At 61.9% G+C, this 18,428-nt stretch carries 11 protein-coding genes and 1 pseudogene; 11 read left to right on the top strand and 1 reads right to left on the bottom strand.

All coding sequences use genetic code 11. From position 1 onward, the window contains the following. Positions 1–7: 7 nt before the first annotated feature. Together C4J88_RS25130 and C4J88_RS25125 are read left to right on the top strand one after the other, a co-directional pair. Positions 8–814, top strand: a complete 807-nt coding sequence (locus C4J88_RS25130) for a thermonuclease family protein (RefSeq protein ID WP_124408383.1) — start codon at positions 8–10, stop codon at positions 812–814. A gap of 180 nt (positions 815–994) precedes the next feature. Next, a complete protein-coding gene (locus tag C4J88_RS25125) occupies positions 995–2,263 on the top strand; it encodes a malic enzyme-like NAD(P)-binding protein (protein WP_124364741.1) in 1,269 nt (422 codons plus the stop codon). Positions 2,264–2,462: 199 nt separating this feature from the next. Here C4J88_RS25125 and C4J88_RS25120 read toward each other — a convergent pair whose 3' ends face one another. Continuing rightward, positions 2,463–4,925 (bottom strand): penicillin-binding protein 1A, encoded by a 2,463-nt coding sequence (locus C4J88_RS25120; RefSeq protein WP_372238029.1) that lies wholly within the window; start codon positions 4,923–4,925, stop codon positions 2,463–2,465. Between the two features lie 220 nt (positions 4,926–5,145). Between C4J88_RS25120 and pilM the strand changes: the two genes are divergently transcribed. From pilM to C4J88_RS25070, 9 genes and pseudogenes are all read left to right on the top strand, one after another. Continuing rightward, the gene (pilM, locus tag C4J88_RS25115; RefSeq protein ID WP_164487735.1) at positions 5,146–5,802 is read left to right on the top strand and encodes a type IV pilus assembly protein PilM; all 657 of its coding nucleotides are present in this window, start codon (positions 5,146–5,148) and stop codon (positions 5,800–5,802) included. Next, positions 5,799–6,350 (top strand): PilN domain-containing protein, encoded by a 552-nt coding sequence (locus C4J88_RS25110; protein ID WP_124408380.1) that lies wholly within the window; start codon positions 5,799–5,801, stop codon positions 6,348–6,350. Before pilM ends, C4J88_RS25110 begins: the two co-directional genes overlap by 4 nt. Next, complete coding sequence (locus tag C4J88_RS25105; RefSeq protein ID WP_124408379.1) at positions 6,347–7,315, top strand: pilus assembly protein PilP; 969 nt, start codon at positions 6,347–6,349, stop codon at positions 7,313–7,315. Before C4J88_RS25110 ends, C4J88_RS25105 begins: the two co-directional genes overlap by 4 nt. 141 nt (positions 7,316–7,456) lie before the next feature. Continuing rightward, positions 7,457–8,710, top strand: a pseudogene (locus C4J88_RS25100) (type IV pilus secretin PilQ); the annotation flags it as partial. Positions 8,711–8,714: 4 nt separating this feature from the next. Beyond that, on the top strand, positions 8,715–9,233 hold the full coding sequence (gene aroK, locus C4J88_RS25095; protein WP_124368633.1) for a shikimate kinase AroK: 519 nt from the start codon (positions 8,715–8,717) through the stop codon (positions 9,231–9,233). A 125-nt stretch (positions 9,234–9,358) separates the two neighbouring features. Further along, positions 9,359–10,459, top strand: coding sequence for a 3-dehydroquinate synthase (gene aroB / locus C4J88_RS25090; RefSeq protein ID WP_124368632.1), 1,101 nt, complete (start codon positions 9,359–9,361; stop codon positions 10,457–10,459). 10 nt (positions 10,460–10,469) lie between these two features. Then, positions 10,470–12,035, top strand: a complete 1,566-nt coding sequence (locus C4J88_RS25085) for an SPOR domain-containing protein (RefSeq protein ID WP_124408378.1) — start codon at positions 10,470–10,472, stop codon at positions 12,033–12,035. Between the two features lie 349 nt (positions 12,036–12,384). After that, entirely contained in the window at positions 12,385–16,830 is a 4,446-nt protein-coding gene (gltB, locus tag C4J88_RS25075; protein WP_124405500.1) for a glutamate synthase large subunit, read from the top strand. A gap of 32 nt (positions 16,831–16,862) precedes the next feature. Further along, the gene (locus tag C4J88_RS25070; RefSeq protein ID WP_003171228.1) at positions 16,863–18,281 is read left to right on the top strand and encodes an FAD-dependent oxidoreductase; all 1,419 of its coding nucleotides are present in this window, start codon (positions 16,863–16,865) and stop codon (positions 18,279–18,281) included. The last annotated feature ends 147 nt before the right edge of the window (positions 18,282–18,428 follow it).

Below are 18,428 nucleotides of genomic sequence, written 5' to 3'. Positions count from 1 at the left end.
AGGCCTTATGGGCTTTTGCCAGCTGTTGAAAAAGGCGTCCCTTGTGGGCGCCTTTTTTGTGCCTGGGATTTGGTTCGGCGCGGCCCAGGCCCAGGTGTTTTGCCCGGCGCCGGCCTCCGTGGCGCGTGTAGAAGTACAGCGCGTGGTGGACGGCGACACCGTGCGCCTCAAGGATGGCCGCAGCGTGCGGATGATCGGCCTCAACGCCCCGGAAACCGGCAAGAAGGGCCGCGCTGACGAGCCCTTTGCCATCGCCGCCCGCCAGCGCTTGCAAGCCTTGGTGAGCGCCAGTGGAGGACGAGTCGGCCTGGTGCCGGGTCGCGAGGCCAAGGATCGCTATGGGCGAACCCTGGCGCACCTTTACAGCGCCGACGGCAAGAACCTGGAAGCCCAATTACTGGCCGAGGGCCTGGGTTTTCAGGTGGGTGTCGCGCCCAACGTCGACCTCGTTGCCTGTCAGCAGGCGGCCGAGCACACGGCGCGGCAGGCAGGGCTGGGCTTGTGGCGGCAATCGCCAGTGCAAGGGGCGGCCCGGCTCAAGCAGTCCGGCTTCGCTCTGGTCAGTGGCCGGGTCAGCAAGATCGAACGCAATCGCGGCGGAATCTGGATCGAATTGCAGGGTTCACTGGTATTACGCGTTGCGCCCGATCTGGCCCATCAATTCGACACTGCCATGCTCGGTGGTCTGCAAGGCAAGACAATCGAGGCGCGTGGCTGGGTGCAGGATCGCTCTCGGCGGGGTGGGCACAAAAATGACCAGGCACGTTGGCTGCTGCCGATCACCGACCCCAGCATGCTCAAATTGACGCAATGATAAAAATTGTAGACATTTTTTAAGTCGATTGTGAACAGTCAAGCCCTTGTATCCCGTGGCTTTAGACTAAAGTACGCCATCGCGGGGCCTTGACACCTGTGACCGACCAGTCTTGTAGGGGCTTTACGACACGCGTATCCTCGGCGGTCCGTCGACCAACAGTAAAAGCGGAATGCCGATATGTCTGATTTGAAAACTGCCGCTCTCGAATATCATGCCAATCCTCGTCCAGGAAAGCTGAGTGTAGAGCTCACCAAAGCCACTGCCACCGCCCGCGACCTGTCGCTGGCCTACAGCCCTGGCGTTGCCGAGCCCGTACGTGAAATCGCCCGCGACCCCGAGCTGGCGTACAAGTACACCGGCAAGGGCAACCTGGTTGCAGTGATTTCTGATGGCACCGCGATCCTGGGCCTGGGTAACCTCGGCCCACTGGCTTCCAAGCCGGTCATGGAAGGTAAGGGCGTGCTGTTCAAGCGCTTTGCCGGCATTGACGTTTTCGACATCGAAGTCGACTCTGAAAGCCCGCAGGCCTTCATCGACACCGTCAAGCGCATTTCCATCACCTTCGGTGGCATCAACCTGGAAGACATCAAGGCACCCGAGTGCTTCGAGATCGAAAAGGCCCTGATCGAACAGTGCGACATCCCGGTATTCCACGATGACCAGCACGGCACCGCGATCGTTACTGCGGCCGGCATGATCAATGCCCTGGAAATCGCCGGCAAAACCCTGAGCGAGGCGAAAATCGTCTGCCTGGGCGCCGGTGCTGCGGCCATTTCCTGCATGAAGCTGATCATCAGCATGGGCGCCAAGCTGGAAAACATCTACATGGTCGACAGCAAGGGCGTGATCCAGTCCGAGCGTACCGACCTGAACCAGTACAAGGCAATGTTCGCCCACCCGTCCTCCAAGCGCACCCTGGCGGATGCCCTCGACGGTGCCGACGTGTTCGTCGGCCTGTCCGGCCCGAACCTGCTGAGCGCCGAAGGCCTGAAGTCGATGGCGCCGAACCCGATCGTGTTCGCCTGCTCCAACCCGGACCCGGAAATCTCCCCGGAACTGGCGCACGCCACCCGCAGCGACGTGATCATGGCCACCGGCCGTTCGGACTACCCGAACCAGGTCAACAACGTGTTGGGCTTCCCGTTCATCTTCCGTGGTGCCCTGGACGTTCGCGCCAAGCGCATCAACGAAGAGATGAAGGTAGCGGCCGCCAACGCCCTGCGTGAACTGGCCAAGCTGCCGGTGCCGCAGGATGTATGCGACGCCTACGGTGGCGCCAAGCTGGAATTCGGGCGTGAGTACATCATTCCCAAACCAATGGATAAGCGCCTGATCACCCTGATCTCCGATGCCGTGGCCAAGGCTGCCATCGAGACCGGTGTAGCAACCCTGCCGTATCCGAAGAACTACCCGCTCAAAAGCGTGGATGATGTGTTCAACGGCTAAGCCGTTGTAGCGCACCAACAAAAAAGCCCCGGCTCTCGCGAGTCGGGGCTTTTTTGTGGCTGATCGTTCCCACGCTCCGCGTGGGAATGCACCCCGTGACGCTCCGCGTCACATGTGCTTGACCACAAAGCCGTGCGCGCACCCTGGACGCAGAGCGTCCAAAGCGGCGTTCCCACGCGGAGCGTGGGAACGAACGTCATCAGAACAGATCGATCGGCGCACCTTCATCTGCCGGCAGCGGGCTGCCCGGTGCAACCCCGTTGCCCAGTTCGTTGACCGACGGTGGCGTGTCTTCGCTCTTGAACAGTTCGAAGTAGGCGTTCGGCGTGCTCGGCGAGGCTGCGCGGCCGCTTACCGGGTCGATGCGCAGGCTGAGGATGCCTTCCGGTTCCGGCTGGGTGTGCAGTGGCTTGTCTTTCAGTGCCGCGCCCATGTAACTCATCCAGATCGGTAGCGCGACTGTACCGCCGAATTCGCGACGGCCCAGGCTTTCCGGCTGGTCGTAACCGGTCCATACGGTGGTCACATAGTCGCCGTTGTAGCCGGAGAACCAGGCATCCTTGGATTCGTTGGTGGTACCGGTCTTGCCGGCGATGTCCGCGCGGCCGAGGGCCAATGCGCGCCGGCCGGTACCCTTCTTGATCACGTCTTGCAGGATGCTGTTGAGGATATAGGTGGTGCGGCCGTCCACGATGCGCTCAGCCACTGCCGGTGCTTGCGGCTCGGCCGGCGCGGGGGTGTTTGCGGCAGGCGTCGCGCCTGGGGTCGGCTCGATGGTGATGCCGCCGTTGCTCGGTGCGGCAAGACCATCGGTCGCCGCCACACCATTGACCACATCGCCGGGCACCCGTGGCGGGTTGGCAGTGAACAGAGTGTCGCCATTGCGGCTTTCGATCTTGTCGATCAGGTACGGCGAGATTTTGTAACCGCCGTTGGCAAAAGTGCTCCAGCCAGTGGCGATTTCCATCGGCGTGAGAGTGGCGGTACCCAGGGCCAGGGACAGGTTCGGCGGCAGGTCAGACTTGGCGAAGCCAAATCGGGTCATGTAGTCGATGGTCTTGCCCACGCCCATTGCCTGCAGCAGGCGGATCGACACCAGGTTGCGCGACTTGTACAACGCCTCGCGAATGCGGATCGGGCCGAGGAAGGTGTTGGTGTCGTTCTTTGGGCGCCAGACTTTGTCCAGGTACTCATCGACAAACACGATCGGCGCGTCGTTGACCAGGCTGGCGGCGGTATAGCCGTTATCCAGCGCGGCACTGTAGACGAATGGCTTGAAGCTCGAGCCCGGCTGGCGCTTGGCCTGGGTGGCGCGGTTGTAGTTGCTCTGCTCGAAGGCGAAGCCGCCGACCAGGGAGCGGATCGCACCGTTTTGCGGGTCAAGTGACACCAGGGCGCCTTGGGCGACCGGGACCTGGCTGAATTTAAGGCTGTCATCCGCCTGGCGCTGCACGCGGATCAAATCACCCACCTGCGCCACGTCGGACGGCTGCTTGGGCATCGGGCCCATGCTGTTGGTATTCAGGAACGGGCGCGCCCATTTCATGCTGTCCCACGCCACATGCGCTTCGCCGGTGCGGGTCAGCACTTGCACGCCGTCTTTCTTCACCTGGGTGACGATGGCCGGCTCCAGGCCACTGATGGAGCGCTGTTTGCCCAGTTCGGTGGTCCAGGCGCTCAGGGTCTTGCCCGGCAGGCGCGATTCAGGGCCGCGGTAGCCGTGGCGCTGGTCATAGGTGATCAGGCCTTCGTGCAGCGAATGGTTGGCAATTTCCTGCAAGTTGCTTGGAACGGTGGTAGTGACACGGAAACCTTCGGTGTAGGCCTCGCTGCCATACCGGCCGACCATCTCGGCACGCGCCATTTCGGCGATATACGGCGCATTCACTTCCGGCGTCGGCACGTGATAGCTGGCGTTCAACGGTTCGGCCACCGCGCTTTCGTAGGCGGCCTGGTCGATCTTGCCGAGCTTGTACATGCGCCCCAGGATCCAGTCGCGCCGCTCCTTGCTGCGCGCCGGGTTGGCCAAGGGGTTGAAGCGCGACGGCGCCTTGGGCAGGCCGGCAATCATCGCCATCTGCGCCAGGCTGGCATCACGAATCGACTTGCCGTAGTACACCTGGGAAGCCGCCTCGATGCCGTAGGCGCGGTTGCCCAGGTAAATCTTGTTGACGTACAGCTCGAGAATTTCATCCTTGGTCAGCTGACGTTCGATCTGCAGCGCCAGCAGGATCTCGGTGGCCTTGCGCGAAAAACTGCGCTCGCTGGTGAGGAAGAAGTTCTTCGCCACCTGCATGGTGATGGTGCTGCCCCCCGATTGAATGTGTCCGCTTTTTACCAACTGCGTGGCTGCGCGTACCAGGCTACTGGGGTCGACGCCGTAGTGGTTGGCGAAATTATCGTCTTCAGCCGACAGCAACGCGCTGATGAAATTGGGTGGAATGTCGGCGAAACGGATCGGGGTGCGGCGCATTTCGCCGAACTCCGCGATCAGTTTTTCATCGCTGCTGTAGACCCGCAAAGGAATCTGCAACTGGATACTTCTGAGAGCCTCTACGGACGGCAAACCCGGACTAAGGTAGAGGTAGGCCCCGCTGAGTACGAGCAGCAGCCCGCAGACGATCGCGACAATGGAGTACCCGAAAAACTTCAGCAGACGAATCAAGGCTTTTGGATTTCCAGAGAAATGAAAGAGTTACGCGTCGGGGCATGCATGGCAAACAATGGATCGACCCGGGCAGCAGATAAAAAGCGGGAAAAAACGCTGGGCATTAAAGCATTTTCGCCTTCGGGCGTCATTCGCGCGGCTCAAACAAGTCGACCGAATGCACGCTGCCCGGCGGCAATCAGGCGGTAAGACAGGCAAAGCTTTAGGGAGTTTTATGGGAAAGGGATTTTTCAGGCGAAAACTCGACGTCGTCCTCGGCGTCGACATCAATGACCAGGGTATCAAGCTGGTCGAGCTGGGCCGTTCGGCGCAGGGTTTCAGCATTCAGGGGTATGTCACGCAGGTATTGCCTGCACATGCGGTGGTCGATGGCACATTGCTTGACCTCAACGGCGTAGGGCGGGCGCTGCACCAGGCATTATCCCGCTTGCACAGTGGCACCAGGCACGCGGCCGTCGCGGTGGCGGGCCCTTCGGTCATTACGCGGGTGATCGAAATGGACACGGACCTGGGCGACGAAGAGATGGCCTGGCAGATACAGATGGAGGCCGACCAGTACATTCCTTATCCTCTGGACGAGGTCGCCATCGATTTTCAGGTGCGCGGGCCGTCGCCCCAGGAGGCGGGGCGGGTCGAGGTGTTGCTGGTGGCGTGCCTGCGTGAGCAGGTCGAGGCCCGCGAGGCGGCCCTGGCCCTGGCCGGGCTGGTGACACAGGTAGTGGATGTCGAAGCGTTTGCATTGGAGCGCGCTTGCCGTCAGGATTTTGCCAGCTTCACGCCGGGTCATCGAGTCGATGGCGCACAATGGGCCGTCGATGCCCAGGGGATGGGAGTGGCTTGCGGGTTAGCCCTGAGGAGTTTCGCTGGATGACACGAATCAATCTTTTGCCCTGGCGCCGAGCACTGGCGGAGCGGCGCCGCAAATATTTCCTGGCACTGTTGCTGGTATTTGCCTGCCTGGCGCTCGCGGCGGTGTGGTTGGCTGATCAGGTGATAGACCGGGCGATAGACCGGCAGGTCACCCGCAATGTGCGCCTGAACGGGGATGTCGCCGTGCAGGACTCACGCATCAAGACCATCGACGACCTGCAGGAGCGAAGCCAGCAATTGGCGCAGCGCATGAAGGTCGTGCAGGACCTGCACGATGCGCGCTCTTCCGGTGCTCGGCTGTTCGATCAGTTGGCTCGTGCAATGCCCGATGGCGTTCATCTGCATGAAGTGGTCGCGAGTGGCGATACGATCAGCATCCGTGGCAGTGCCGACAGCAATCAGGATATCGCCCAGTTGATGCGTCGGTTGGAGGCGTCACAGGGCGGCCACTCCGCGCGGCTCGAGCGGGTGCGCGCAGAGGGCGAGCGCGGCGATCACGAGTTTCAGCTGATGGTGCGTCAGGGGGAAACCATCGAGGCGCAACCATGAGCCTGCCCAGGCTCGATTTTTCCGCGCTCTCCTACAACGCTGCAAAATGGCCCTGGCCTGGGAAGGCCCTGCTTGGCTGTGCGCTGGCCGGTCTGGTGCTGTTGCTTGGAGAGGGGGTTTACCTGGGGGCCTCGCGGGAGCGACTGCACGGCCTCGAGGCGCGGGAACAGGCGCTGCAAGCGCAGCTCGAAGAAAAAACCGGCTTGGCCGCCGAGCTTGAGGCGTACACCGAACAAGTCAGGGGGATGGAAGAGACTGTCGCGGGCCTTCAGGGGCAGTTGCCCGGTGAGTCCGCAGTGCCGGGCTTGCTGGAAGACATCGCCCGGCTGGCGGTTGCCAAAGGCGTCTGGATCGAGGGCGTCGCGGTACTGGATGAGGCGTCGCTGCCGTTCCATGTCGAGCAGCCCTTGAAGATTGCCGCTACCGGGGCCTATCACGACTTGGCCGCGTTCGTCAGCGCCCTGGGCGGATTGCAGCGCATCGTCACGGTGCATGACGTGGCGGTGCGGCCTGAAGGGGCATTGTTACGTCTTGACCTGCTGGCCAAGGCTTATCGAAGTGCGTCCCCAGGCGGCAGCGCCCAGGCGGTCGTCCCGGCTCCGCGCTTTGTTTATGACTCATCATCCCTGCGCGACCCGTTTCAACGCCCCGCCTTGCAAGCGGAGCACACGCCTGGGCGAGCGGCCCTTGCTCCAGACCTCACTCGGCCTCGCGGGCCGCTCGAGGGCATCGCAATCGAGCAGTTCGCCATGGTCGGTACGCTGTCGGGCGGTGGACGGACCTACGCGCTATTGCGTGCCGGACCGACAGTGCACCGGCTGGCGGTCGGTGACTACCTCGGGCCCGATCATGGTCAGGTCATGTCCATCCAGGACAGTCATGTCGAGCTGATCGAGCGCTTTCCCGATGAACAGGGCCTCTGGCTGGAGCGCCCGCGAACCCTGGTACTGAACGTCAACTCATAACGGAATCAAACCATGAAAAGGATTTTCTCGTGCTTCGGTGTGGCGCTATGGATAGCGTTCACGGCGCCGAAGGCCGCTGCTGTACCCAATCGCCTCGACCTGATCCAATTGCCGCCGCCCGAAAGCGCATCTTCGGTCGGCTACACCGGCGACAAGCTGAATCTCAATTTCCAGAACATCGATTTGCGCGCAGCGCTGCAGCAAATCGCCGATGTTGCAGGCCTTAACCTGGTGGCCGGTGACGAGGTACAAGGTTCGATCACCCTGCGGCTCAAGGAGGTGCCCTGGGACCAGGCGCTGGACCTGGTGCTGCAAGCCAAGGGGTTGGACAAACGGGTGAAGGCCGGCGTATTGCTGGTGGCGCCGGCTGACGAATTGGCCGCTCGCGAACTGCTGACGCTGGAGGCGCGCAAGCAGATGGCTGAGCTGGCACCGTTACGCCGGGAGCTGCTGCAGGTCAATTATGCCAAGGCAGCGGACCTGGCCAAGCTGTTCCAGTCAGTGACCGGCTTTGAAGGCGCGACCGACGAGCGCGGCTCGGTGGCGGTCGACGACCGCACCAACAATATCATCGCCTACCAGACTGGAGAGCGGCTGGAAGAACTGCGGCGGATCGTGGCGCAGTTGGACGTGCCGGTGCGCCAAGTGATGATCGAGGCGCGCATCGTCGAGGCCAATGTCGATTACGACAAAGGCCTGGGCGCACGCTGGGGTGGGCGGCTCAATCGCGGCAATTGGAGCGCCGGCGGTATCCCCAAGCCCCAGGCGGACGGCGCGCAGCCACCAGAGAACCCGCCCAGCTCACCCTTCGTGGACCTGGGTTCGCTGACCGGCACCTCGGGCCTGGGACTGGCCTTTATCACCGACAACCTGCTGCTGGACCTTGAGCTGACCGCCATGGAAAAGTCCGGCAACGGCGAAATCGTCTCACAGCCCAAGGTGGTCACCTCGGACAAGGAAACCGCGCGCATCCTCAAGGGCACCGAGATCCCCTACCAGGAATCCACGTCCCAGGGCGCAACCTCGGTGTCGTTCAAGGAAGCCTCGCTGTCGTTGGAGGTCACGCCGCAAATCACCCCCGACGATCATGTGATCATGGTGGTCAAGGTCACCAAGGACGAGCCCGACTATCTGAACAAACTCAACGACGTTCCGCCGATCAAGAAAAACGAGGTCAATGCCAAGGTCCTGGTCAAGGATGGCGAGACCATTGTCATCGGCGGGGTTTTCTCCAATACCCAAAGCAAAGTGGTAGATAAAGTGCCATTTTTAGGCGATGTGCCGTATCTTGGCCGCCTTTTCCGGCGCGATGTGCGGGCGGAGAAAAAATCCGAGCTGCTGGTATTCCTGACTCCGCGTATCATGAATAACCAGGCGATTGCTGTGAGTCGTTGATTCTGTGCGAAATTTGATTCTTGTAGGGCCGATGGGGGCTGGAAAAAGCACCATCGGCCGTTTGCTGGCCAAAGAGCTGCGCCTGCCATTCAAAGATTCCGATAAGGAAATTGAATTGCGCACGGGTGCCAATATCCCATGGATCTTCGATAAGGAAGGCGAGCTGGGCTTTCGCGACCGCGAGCAGGCAATGATTGCCGAACTGTGCGGCTGCGATGGCGTGGTATTGGCCACCGGCGGTGGCGCGGTGATGCGCGATGAAAATCGCCGCGCCCTGCACGCCGGTGGTCGCGTGGTTTACCTGCATGCCTCGGTGGAGCAGCAGGTGGGCCGCACCGCCCGTGATCGCAATCGCCCGTTGCTGCGCACGGCCAACCCGGAAAAAACCCTGCGAGACCTGCTGGCGCTGCGCGATCCGCTGTATCGGGAAATCGCCGATCTGGTGGTGCAAACCGATGAACGGCCGCCGCGAATGGTGGTGCTCGACATTCTTGAGCGCCTGCAACGGCTACCACCCCGTTAAAGCCTGGCCGCAAATGCGCTATTCTCGGCGGCGCGCCATGACCTCGCGGGGTGTGGCGTAGAGCCATCAGGCAGCGTCTGATCCAGGCGTTACCGGTCGTCAAAATATCTTCAACGCGGGGACACATGCAGACACTTAAGGTCGATCTAGGCGAGCGCAGCTACCCGATCCATATTGGCGAAGGTCTGCTGGACCAGCCCGAGCTGCTCGCACCGCATATTGCCGGTCGGCAAGTGGCGATCATCTCCAACGAAACGGTGGCGCCGCTGTATCTTGAGCGTCTGAGCCGCAGCCTGGCGGCGTACTCGGTGATCTCGGTGATCCTGCCCGACGGCGAAGCCCACAAGAACTGGGAAACCCTGCAACTGATTTTCGATGGCCTGCTGAGCGCACGGCATGACCGCCGTACCACCGTGGTCGCCCTGGGCGGCGGTGTGATCGGCGACATGGCCGGCTTCGCGGCCGCCTGCTACCAGCGTGGCGTGGACTTTATCCAGGTGCCGACCACGCTGCTGTCCCAGGTCGATTCGTCGGTGGGCGGCAAGACCGGTATCAACCATCCGCTGGGCAAGAACATGGTCGGCGCGTTCTATCAGCCGCAGGCCGTGCTGATCGACACCGCGACCCTCAACACCCTGCCACCCCGCGAGCTGTCGGCGGGCCTGGCGGAAGTCATCAAGTACGGGCTGATCTGCGACGAGCCCTTCCTGACCTGGCTGGAAGAGCACATGGATGCCTTGCGCGCCCTCGACCAGGTGGCACTCACCGAAGCGATTTCCCGCTCCTGTGCGGCCAAGGCGTTGGTGGTGAATGCCGACGAACGGGAGTCCGGTGTACGGGCTACCCTGAACCTGGGCCACACCTTCGGCCATGCGATCGAAACGCACATGGGCTATGGTGTGTGGCTGCATGGGGAAGCCGTAGCGGCTGGCACCGTGATGGCATTGGAGATGTCGCAGCGCCTGGGCTGGATCAGCGTCCAGGAGCGTGATCGCGGTATCCGTCTGTTCCAGCGCGCCGGTTTGCCGGTGATTCCGCCGTCTGAAATGACCGAGGCGGATTTCCTGGAACACATGGCGATAGACAAGAAAGTGATCGACGGTCGACTGCGACTGGTGCTGTTGCGCCACATGGGCGAAGCGGTGGTGACCGACGATTATCCGAAAGAGATTTTACAGGCCACGCTGGGAGCGGATTACCGCGCCCTGGCCCAGCTTAAAGGTTAATAAGATCCCGATGACTAGTTTGCATGCCGACGAGGCGTTCCTCGGCCACTACCACCTGAGCCACGACCCTTTCGCGCCTCGGGTGCCTGGCTTCAAATTCTTCCCTGCCCAGCGCAAGCCGGTACTGGGGCAATTGCACCATCTCGCGCGCTACAGCCAGTTGCTGCTGGTGGTGACGGGGCCGTTGGGCAGCGGCAAGACCTTGCTGCGCCAGGCGCTGGTTGCCAGCACCAACAAGCAATCGGTGCAGAGCGTCGTCGTCTCGGCCCGTGGTGCCGGTGACGCGGCCGGCGTGTTGCGCCAGGTGGCGCAGGCGTTGGACGTAGCCAACCCTGAGCCGAATGCGATTCTCAAGCAGGTGGTGCAACTGGGCCTGACCGGCCAGGAAGTCTATCTGTTGGTGGATGACGCCGAGCAGCTCGACGAATCTGCCCTGGAAGCCCTGTTGGCGCTGGCGGCGGGTACCCCGGAAGGGCGTCCCCATGTGTTCCTGTTTGGTGAGTCGTCGCTGATCGCCGATCTGGAGCAGATCAGCGGTGAACAAGAGCTGTTCCATGTCATCGAATTGCAGCCATACGAAGAAGAAGAGACCCGCGAATACCTGGCTCAGCGCCTCGAGGGCGCGGGGGCGGGTATCGAACTTTTCTCCGCTGCGCAGATCTCTGATATTCACGAAAGCTCCGATGGCTGGCCTGGCAACATCAATCAGGTTGCCCGCGATGCAATGATCGAAGCCATGATTGCCAGCCGCTCTGCGGTCAAGCGTCCAAAGATGGGGTTCACTATGCCTAAGAAGCACGTATTGGCTATTTCTGCCGTTGTCGTGGTCGCTGTTGCCGCCGCCTGGTTGATCCCGGGCCGCAGCAAGGCGCCGGCAACCGCTGGCGCGCCAACCGAACAGGCGCAGTTGCCACTGGGCAAGCCCACGCCGAACGTCGAATTCGCCAATTCCGGCCAGCCGACCAACCTGCCGATGGTCGGCCAACCTGTGATGCGCGGCCCGTTGGCCGAAGAAGCCGGTGGCATCTCTGAAGGCGACGACGGCGTGCCGGTGGAAGGCTCCAGCGCGACACCGCCAACCGTGACCACCACCGCGCCACCTGCGGGCGTGCCTGCCGGTACGCCAGCGACGCCGGTTGCACCGGTTGCGCCAGCTGCCAAGCCGACCCCGGCGCCGACGATTGCCACAGCCAAGCCTGCGCCGGTGACCAAGCCCGCGCCAACGCCTGCTCCAGCGGCCAAGCCTGCGGAAAAACCGGCGGCCACCGTTGCCAAGGCCGGCGCTGCCGGCAGCAGCTGGTACAGCAGCCAGCCCACCGGCAACTTCGTGGTGCAGATACTCGGCACCAGCTCCGAGGCCAACGCCCAGGCGTTCGTCAAAGAGCAGGGCGGCCAGTACCGTTATTTCAAGAAAGTGCTCAACGGCAAGCCGCTGTATGTGATCACCTACGGCAGCTTCCCAAGCCGCGCCGCAGCCGATTCCGCCATCAAGGCCTTGCCAGCGAAGGTTCAGGCTGGTAAACCTTGGCCTCGCACTGTTGCCAGCGTTCAACAAGAACTGGCAACAACTCGCTGAAGATCCGGCGGCCTTACCCAGGCCGCCCTCCCGGCACCTCAAAAAACTACAACAGCGTGCAGCCCTGAAGGCCGCGCGCTTTGTGGTGTCTGCGTCACGGTAGCTTTTGAGTCGTAGCGGTCAGAATTAAAAAAGTTTTGACTAGCACAGCATATCGCTTTAAACCTTTCATAAATGCGACATAGATTTGCGACATTTCGTCGCTAAATTTGTGAGCGTCTGTGACGGTGTGTACAATGACCTCCCTTTTGCCCCCGCTAAGCCGGCGTACGTTCGGCGTGGAAGGTAACCGGTTGAATTGAAAAGAAATTTGCCTCGATATAAGAGGCAGCCTGGTGAGAAAGTGTCTATGAAAGCAGGTCTGTACCAACCCGATGAATTCAAGGATAACTGCGGTTTCGGCCTGATAGCCCACATGCAGGGCGAGCCCAGTCATACCCTTTTGCAAACGGCCATCGAGGCCCTGACCTGCATGACCCACCGCGGTGGGATCAACGCCGACGGCAAGACCGGTGACGGTTGCGGCTTGCTGATTCAAAAGCCCGACCAGTTCCTGCGCGCGGTCGCCAAAGAGCACTTCGCCGTCGAACTGCCCAAGCAGTACGCCGTGGGCATGGTGTTCTTCAACCAGGACCCGGTCAAAGCCGAAGCCGCTCGCGAAAACATGAACCGCGAGATCGTTGCTGCCGGCCTGCAACTCGTCGGCTGGCGCAAAGTGCCGATCGACACCAGCGTACTCGGCCGCCTGGCCCTGGAGCGCCTGCCGCAGATCGAACAAGTGTTCATCGCAGGCGACGGCCTGAGCGACCAGGACATGGCGATCAAGCTGTTCACGTCCCGCCGTCGTTCGTCGGTGGCCAACGCCGCCGATACCGACCACTACATCTGCAGCTTTTCCCACAAGACCATCATTTATAAAGGCCTGATGATGCCGGCGGACCTCACCGCCTTTTATCCGGACCTGAGCGATGAGCGCCTGCAAACCGCAATCTGCGTGTTTCACCAGCGCTTCTCCACCAACACCCTGCCGAAATGGCCGCTGGCCCAGCCATTCCGCTTCCTCGCCCACAACGGCGAGATCAATACTATTACCGGCAACCGCAACTGGGCCGTGGCCCGTCGCACCAAGTTCGCCAATGATTTGATGGACCTGGAAGAGCTCGGCCCGCTGGTCAATCGCGTGGGTTCCGACTCCTCCAGCATGGACAACATGCTCGAGCTGATGGTCACCGGCGGCATCGACCTGTTCCGTGGCGTGCGCATGATCATTCCGCCAGCGTGGCAGAACGTCGAGACCATGGACCCCGACCTGCGGGCGTTCTATGAGTACAACTCGATGCACATGGAACCGTGGGACGGCCCGGCCGGCGTGGTCATGACCGATGGTCGCTACGCGGTGTGCCTGCTCGACCGCAACGGCCTGCGCCCGGCGCGTTGGGTCACCACCACCAACGGCTTTATCACCCTGGCGTCGGAAATCGGCGTGTGGGACTACAAGCCTGAAGATGTGATCGCCAAAGGCCGCGTAGGCCCTGGCCAGATCCTCGCCGTGGACACCGAAACCGGGCAGATCCTCGATACCGACGCCATCGACAACCGTTTGAAGTCCCGTCACCCGTACAAGCAATGGCTGCGCAAGAACGCCCTGCGCATCCAGGCGACCATGGAAGACAACGACCACGGTTCGGCTTTCTACGACGTCGACCAGCTCAAGCAATACATGAAGATGTACCAGGTCACGTTCGAAGAGCGCGACCAGGTGCTGCGTCCGCTCGGCGAGCAAGGCTACGAGGCGGTCGGCTCCATGGGCGACGACACGCCGATGGCCGTGCTGTCCCAGCGTGTGCGCACGCCGTACGACTATTTCCGCCAGCAATTCGCCCAGGTGACCAACCCACCGATCGATCCGCTGCGCGAAGCCATCGTGATGTCCCTGGAAGTGTGTCTGGGTGCCGAGCGCAATATTTTCCAGGAATCGCCGGAGCACGCGTCCCGCGTGATCCTCAGCTCGCCGGTCGTTTCCCCGGCCAAGTGGCGCTCCTTGATGACCCTGGAGCGGCCGGGCTTCGACCGCCAGATCATTGACCTGAACTACGACGAGAGCCTCGGCCTTGAAGCCGCTGTGCGCAACGTCGCCGACCAGGCCGAAGAAGCCGTGCGCGCCGGTCGTACCCAGATTGTGTTGACCGACCGTCATATCGCCCCAGGCAAGCTGCCGATCCATGCCGCCCTGGCAACGGGCGCGGTGCACCACCGCCTGACTGAAAAGGGCCTGCGCTGCGACTCCAACATCCTTGTGGAAACCGCCACTGCCCGCGACCCCCATCACTTCGCCGTGTTGATCGGTTTCGGCGCCTCGGCTGTGTATCCGTTCCTTGCGTACGAAGTGCTCGGCGATCTGATTCGTACCGGTGAGGTGCTGGGCGACCTCTACGAAGTGTTCAAGAACTACCGTAAGGGCATCACCAAAGGCTTGCTGAAGATCCTGTCGAAGATGGGCATCTCCACCGTCACCTCCTACCGTGGCGCGCAACTGTTCGAAGCCATCGGCTTGTCCGAAGAAGTCTGCGAGCTGAGCTTTCGTGGCGTGCCGAGCCGCATCAAGGGTGCGCGTTTCGTCGACATCGAAGCCGAGCAGAAAGCCCTGGCGGCCGAAGCCTGGAGCGCGCGCAAGCCAATCCAGCAGGGCGGCCTGCTCAAGTTTGTGCACGGTGGCGAATACCATGCTTATAACCCGGACGTGGTCAGCACCCTGCAAGCCGCCGTGCAGCAGGGCGACTACGCCAAGTTCAAGCTGTACACGAGCCTGGTGGATAACCGCCCGGTGTCGATGATCCGCGACCTGTTCAAGGTCAAGACCCTGGACACGCCGCTGGCCATCAGCGAAATCGAACCGCTGGAATCGATCCTCAAGCGCTTCGACTCCGCCGGTATTTCCCTGGGCGCCTTGTCGCCCGAGGCTCACGAAGCCCTGGCCGAAGCCATGAACCGCCTGGGTGCGCGTTCCAACTCCGGCGAAGGCGGTGAAGACCCGGCGCGTTACGGCACTATCAAAAGCTCGAAAATCAAGCAGGTTGCCACCGGCCGTTTCGGGGTGACCCCGGAATACCTGGTCAACGCCGAAGTGCTGCAGATCAAAGTTGCGCAGGGCGCCAAGCCCGGTGAAGGCGGCCAACTGCCCGGCGGCAAGGTCAACGGCCTGATCGCCAAATTGCGCTATGCGGTACCCGGCGTGACCCTGATTTCGCCGCCGCCGCACCACGACATCTATTCGATTGAAGATTTGTCGCAGCTGATTTTCGACCTCAAACAAGTCAATCCGCAGGCGCTGGTCTCGGTGAAACTGGTAGCAGAAGCGGGCGTGGGCACCATCGCCGCTGGCGTGGCCAAGGCCTATGCCGACCTGATCACCATCTCCGGCTACGACGGCGGTACCGGCGCATCGCCGCTGACCTCGATCAAATACGCCGGTGCGCCATGGGAACTCGGCCTGGCCGAAACCCACCAGACCCTGCGCGGCAACGACCTGCGCGGCAAAGTCCGGGTACAGACCGACGGTGGCCTGAAAACCGGCCTCGACGTGATCAAGGCCGCGATCCTCGGCGCCGAGAGCTTCGGCTTCGGCACCGCGCCAATGATCGCCCTGGGCTGCAAATACCTGCGCATCTGCCACCTGAACAACTGCGCTACCGGCGTTGCGACGCAGAACGAGAAGCTGCGCAAGGATCACTACATCGGCACCGTCGACATGGTGGTGAATTTCTTCACCTACGTCGCCGAAGAGACCCGTGAGTGGCTGGCCAAGCTGGGCGTGCGCTCGCTGGAAGAGCTGATCGGTCGTACCGATCTGCTGGATATCCTCGAAGGCCAGACCGCCAAGCAACAGCACCTGGACCTGACGCCGCTGTTGGGCAGCGATCACATCCCGGCAGACAAGCCACAATTCTGCCAGGTAGACCGCAACCCACCGTTCGACAAGGGCCTGCTGGCCGAGAAGATGGTCGACTTGGCCGGTTCCTCGATCAACGATGCCAGCGGTGGCGAATTTGCCCTGGATATCTGCAACTGCGACCGCTCAATCGGCGCTCGTGTTTCCGGCGAAATCGCGCGCAAGCACGGCAACCAGGGCATGGCGAAAGCGCCGATCACCTTCCGCTTCAAGGGCACTGCGGGCCAGAGCTTCGGCGTGTGGAACGCCGGCGGCCTGCATATGTACCTGGAAGGCGACGCCAACGACTATGTGGGCAAGGGCATGACCGGTGGCAAGCTGGTGATCGTTCCGCCGCTCGGCAGCGTCTACAAGTCGCAGGACAGTGCCATCATCGGCAACACCTGCTTGTACGGCGCCACCGGTGGCAAGCTGTTTGCCGCCGGTACCGCCGGTGAGCGTTTCGCCGTGCGTAACTCCGGTGCCCACACCGTGGTGGAAGGCACCGGCGATCACTGCTGCGAGTACATGACCGGGGGCTTTGTCGCGGTACTGGGCAAGACCGGTTACAACTTCGGTTCGGGCATGACCGGCGGTTTCGCCTACGTGCTCGACCAGGACAACACCTTCGTCGACAAGGTCAACCACGAGTTGGTCGAGATCCAGCGGATCAGCGGCGAAGCCATGGAGTCCTACCGTAACCACTTGCAGCACGTGCTGGACGAGTACGTCGAGGAAACCGGCAGCGAATGGGGGCGTAACCTCGCCGAAAACCTCGATGATTACCTGCGTCGTTTCTGGCTGGTCAAGCCCAAGGCTGCCAACCTGAAATCGTTGCTTTCCAGCATCCGTGCCAACCCGCAGTGATATGCGCCTGAACAGTTTGATGAGGTTTTAACATGGCTGAACGTCTGAATAACGACTTCCAGTTCATCGATGTCGGGCGCAAAGATCCGAAGAAGAAACTGTTGCGTCAACGCAAGAAAGAGTTCGTGGAAATCTACGAACCCTTCAAACCCCAGCACTCGGCCGACCAGGCCCACCGCTGCCTGGGGTGCGGTAACCCGTACTGCGAATGGAAGTGCCCGGTGCACAACTTCATTCCCAACTGGCTCAAGCTGGTGGCCGAGGGCAACATCCTCGCCGCCGCCGAGCTGTCGCACCAGACCAACACCCTGCCGGAAGTCTGCGGCCGGGTGTGCCCGCAGGACCGTCTGTGCGAGGGTGCCTGCACCCTCAACGACGGCTTCGGTGCGGTGACCATCGGTTCGGTAGAGAAATACATCACCGACACCGCGTTCGCCATGGGCTGGCGCCCGGACATGTCCAAGGTCAAGCCGACCGGCAAGCGCGTCGCGATCATCGGCGCCGGCCCTGCCGGCCTGGGCTGTGCCGACGTGCTGGTGCGTGGCGGCGTGACCCCGGTGGTGTTCGACAAGAACCCGGAAATCGGCGGCCTGCTGACCTTCGGCATCCCCGAGTTCAAGCTGGAAAAGACCGTACTGAGCAACCGTCGCGAAGTGTTCACCGGCATGGGCATCGAGTTCCGCCTGAACACCGAGATCGGCAAAGACATCACCATGGAGCAACTGCTCGCCGAATACGATGCGGTATTCATGGGCATGGGCACCTACACCTACATGAAGGGCGGCTTTGCCGGTGAAGACCTGCCGGGCGTGTACGACGCGCTCGACTTCCTGATCGCCAACGTCAACCGCAACCTGGGCTTTGAAAAGTCGCCGGAAGATTTCGTCGACATGAAAGGCAAGAAGGTCGTGGTGCTCGGCGGTGGCGACACCGCGATGGACTGCAACCGTACCTCGATCCGCCAGGGCGCCAAGTCGGTGACCTGTGCGTATCGTCGTGACGAAGCCAACATGCCCGGTTCGCGCAAAGAGGTGAAGAACGCCAAGGAAGAAGGCGTGAAATTCCTCTACAACCGCCAGCCGATCGCGATTGTAGGTGAAGACCGCGTCGAAGGCGTGAAGGTGGTCGAGACCCGTCTCGGCGAACCGGACGCCCGTGGCCGTCGCAGCCCCGAGCCGATCCCGGGTTCCGAAGAAATCATCCCGGCCGACGCCGTGGTCATTGCCTTCGGTTTCCGCCCAAGCCCGGCGCCGTGGTTCGAGCAGTTCGAGATCCAGACCGACAGCCAGGGCCGTGTTGTGGCCCCGGAGCAAGGCCAGTACAAGCACCAGACCAGCAACCCGAAAATCTTCGCCGGTGGCGACATGGTGCGCGGCTCTGACCTGGTGGTAACCGCGATCTTCGAAGGCCGCAATGCCGCCGAAGGCATCCTGGACTACCTGCAAGTCTGACCCTGATCCCCGCTTGAAATGGGATCAAAATGTGGGAGGGGGCTTGCTCCCGATAGCGGTGTGTCAGTCTCAGTATCTGCCACTGAACCACCGCTATCGGGGGCAAGCCCCCTCCCACATTTGATTTGCGTAGGTTCAAGATATTGC

Source organism: Pseudomonas sp. R4-39-08 (assembly GCF_003852275.1).
Lineage (GTDB): Bacteria > Pseudomonadota > Gammaproteobacteria > Pseudomonadales > Pseudomonadaceae > Aquipseudomonas.
Note: the sequence above shows the minus strand (reverse complement) of the source record. Positions and strands in the feature narration are given on the sequence as shown.

Excerpts from the sequence above, each read along its gene's own strand:
- C4J88_RS25130 (WP_124408383.1), top strand. The coding sequence starts at position 8 with ATGGGCTTTTGCCAGCTGTTGAAAAAGGCGTCCCTTGTGGGCGCCTTT.
- C4J88_RS25125 (WP_124364741.1), top strand. The coding sequence starts at position 995 with ATGTCTGATTTGAAAACTGCCGCTCTCGAATATCATGCCAATCCTCGT.
- pilM (WP_164487735.1), top strand. The coding sequence starts at position 5,146 with ATGGGAAAGGGATTTTTCAGGCGAAAACTCGACGTCGTCCTCGGCGTC.
- C4J88_RS25110 (WP_124408380.1), top strand. The coding sequence starts at position 5,799 with ATGACACGAATCAATCTTTTGCCCTGGCGCCGAGCACTGGCGGAGCGG.
- C4J88_RS25105 (WP_124408379.1), top strand. The coding sequence starts at position 6,347 with ATGAGCCTGCCCAGGCTCGATTTTTCCGCGCTCTCCTACAACGCTGCA.
- aroB (WP_124368632.1), top strand. The coding sequence starts at position 9,359 with ATGCAGACACTTAAGGTCGATCTAGGCGAGCGCAGCTACCCGATCCAT.
- C4J88_RS25085 (WP_124408378.1), top strand. The coding sequence starts at position 10,470 with ATGACTAGTTTGCATGCCGACGAGGCGTTCCTCGGCCACTACCACCTG.
- gltB (WP_124405500.1), top strand. The coding sequence starts at position 12,385 with ATGAAAGCAGGTCTGTACCAACCCGATGAATTCAAGGATAACTGCGGT.
- C4J88_RS25070 (WP_003171228.1), top strand. The coding sequence starts at position 16,863 with ATGGCTGAACGTCTGAATAACGACTTCCAGTTCATCGATGTCGGGCGC.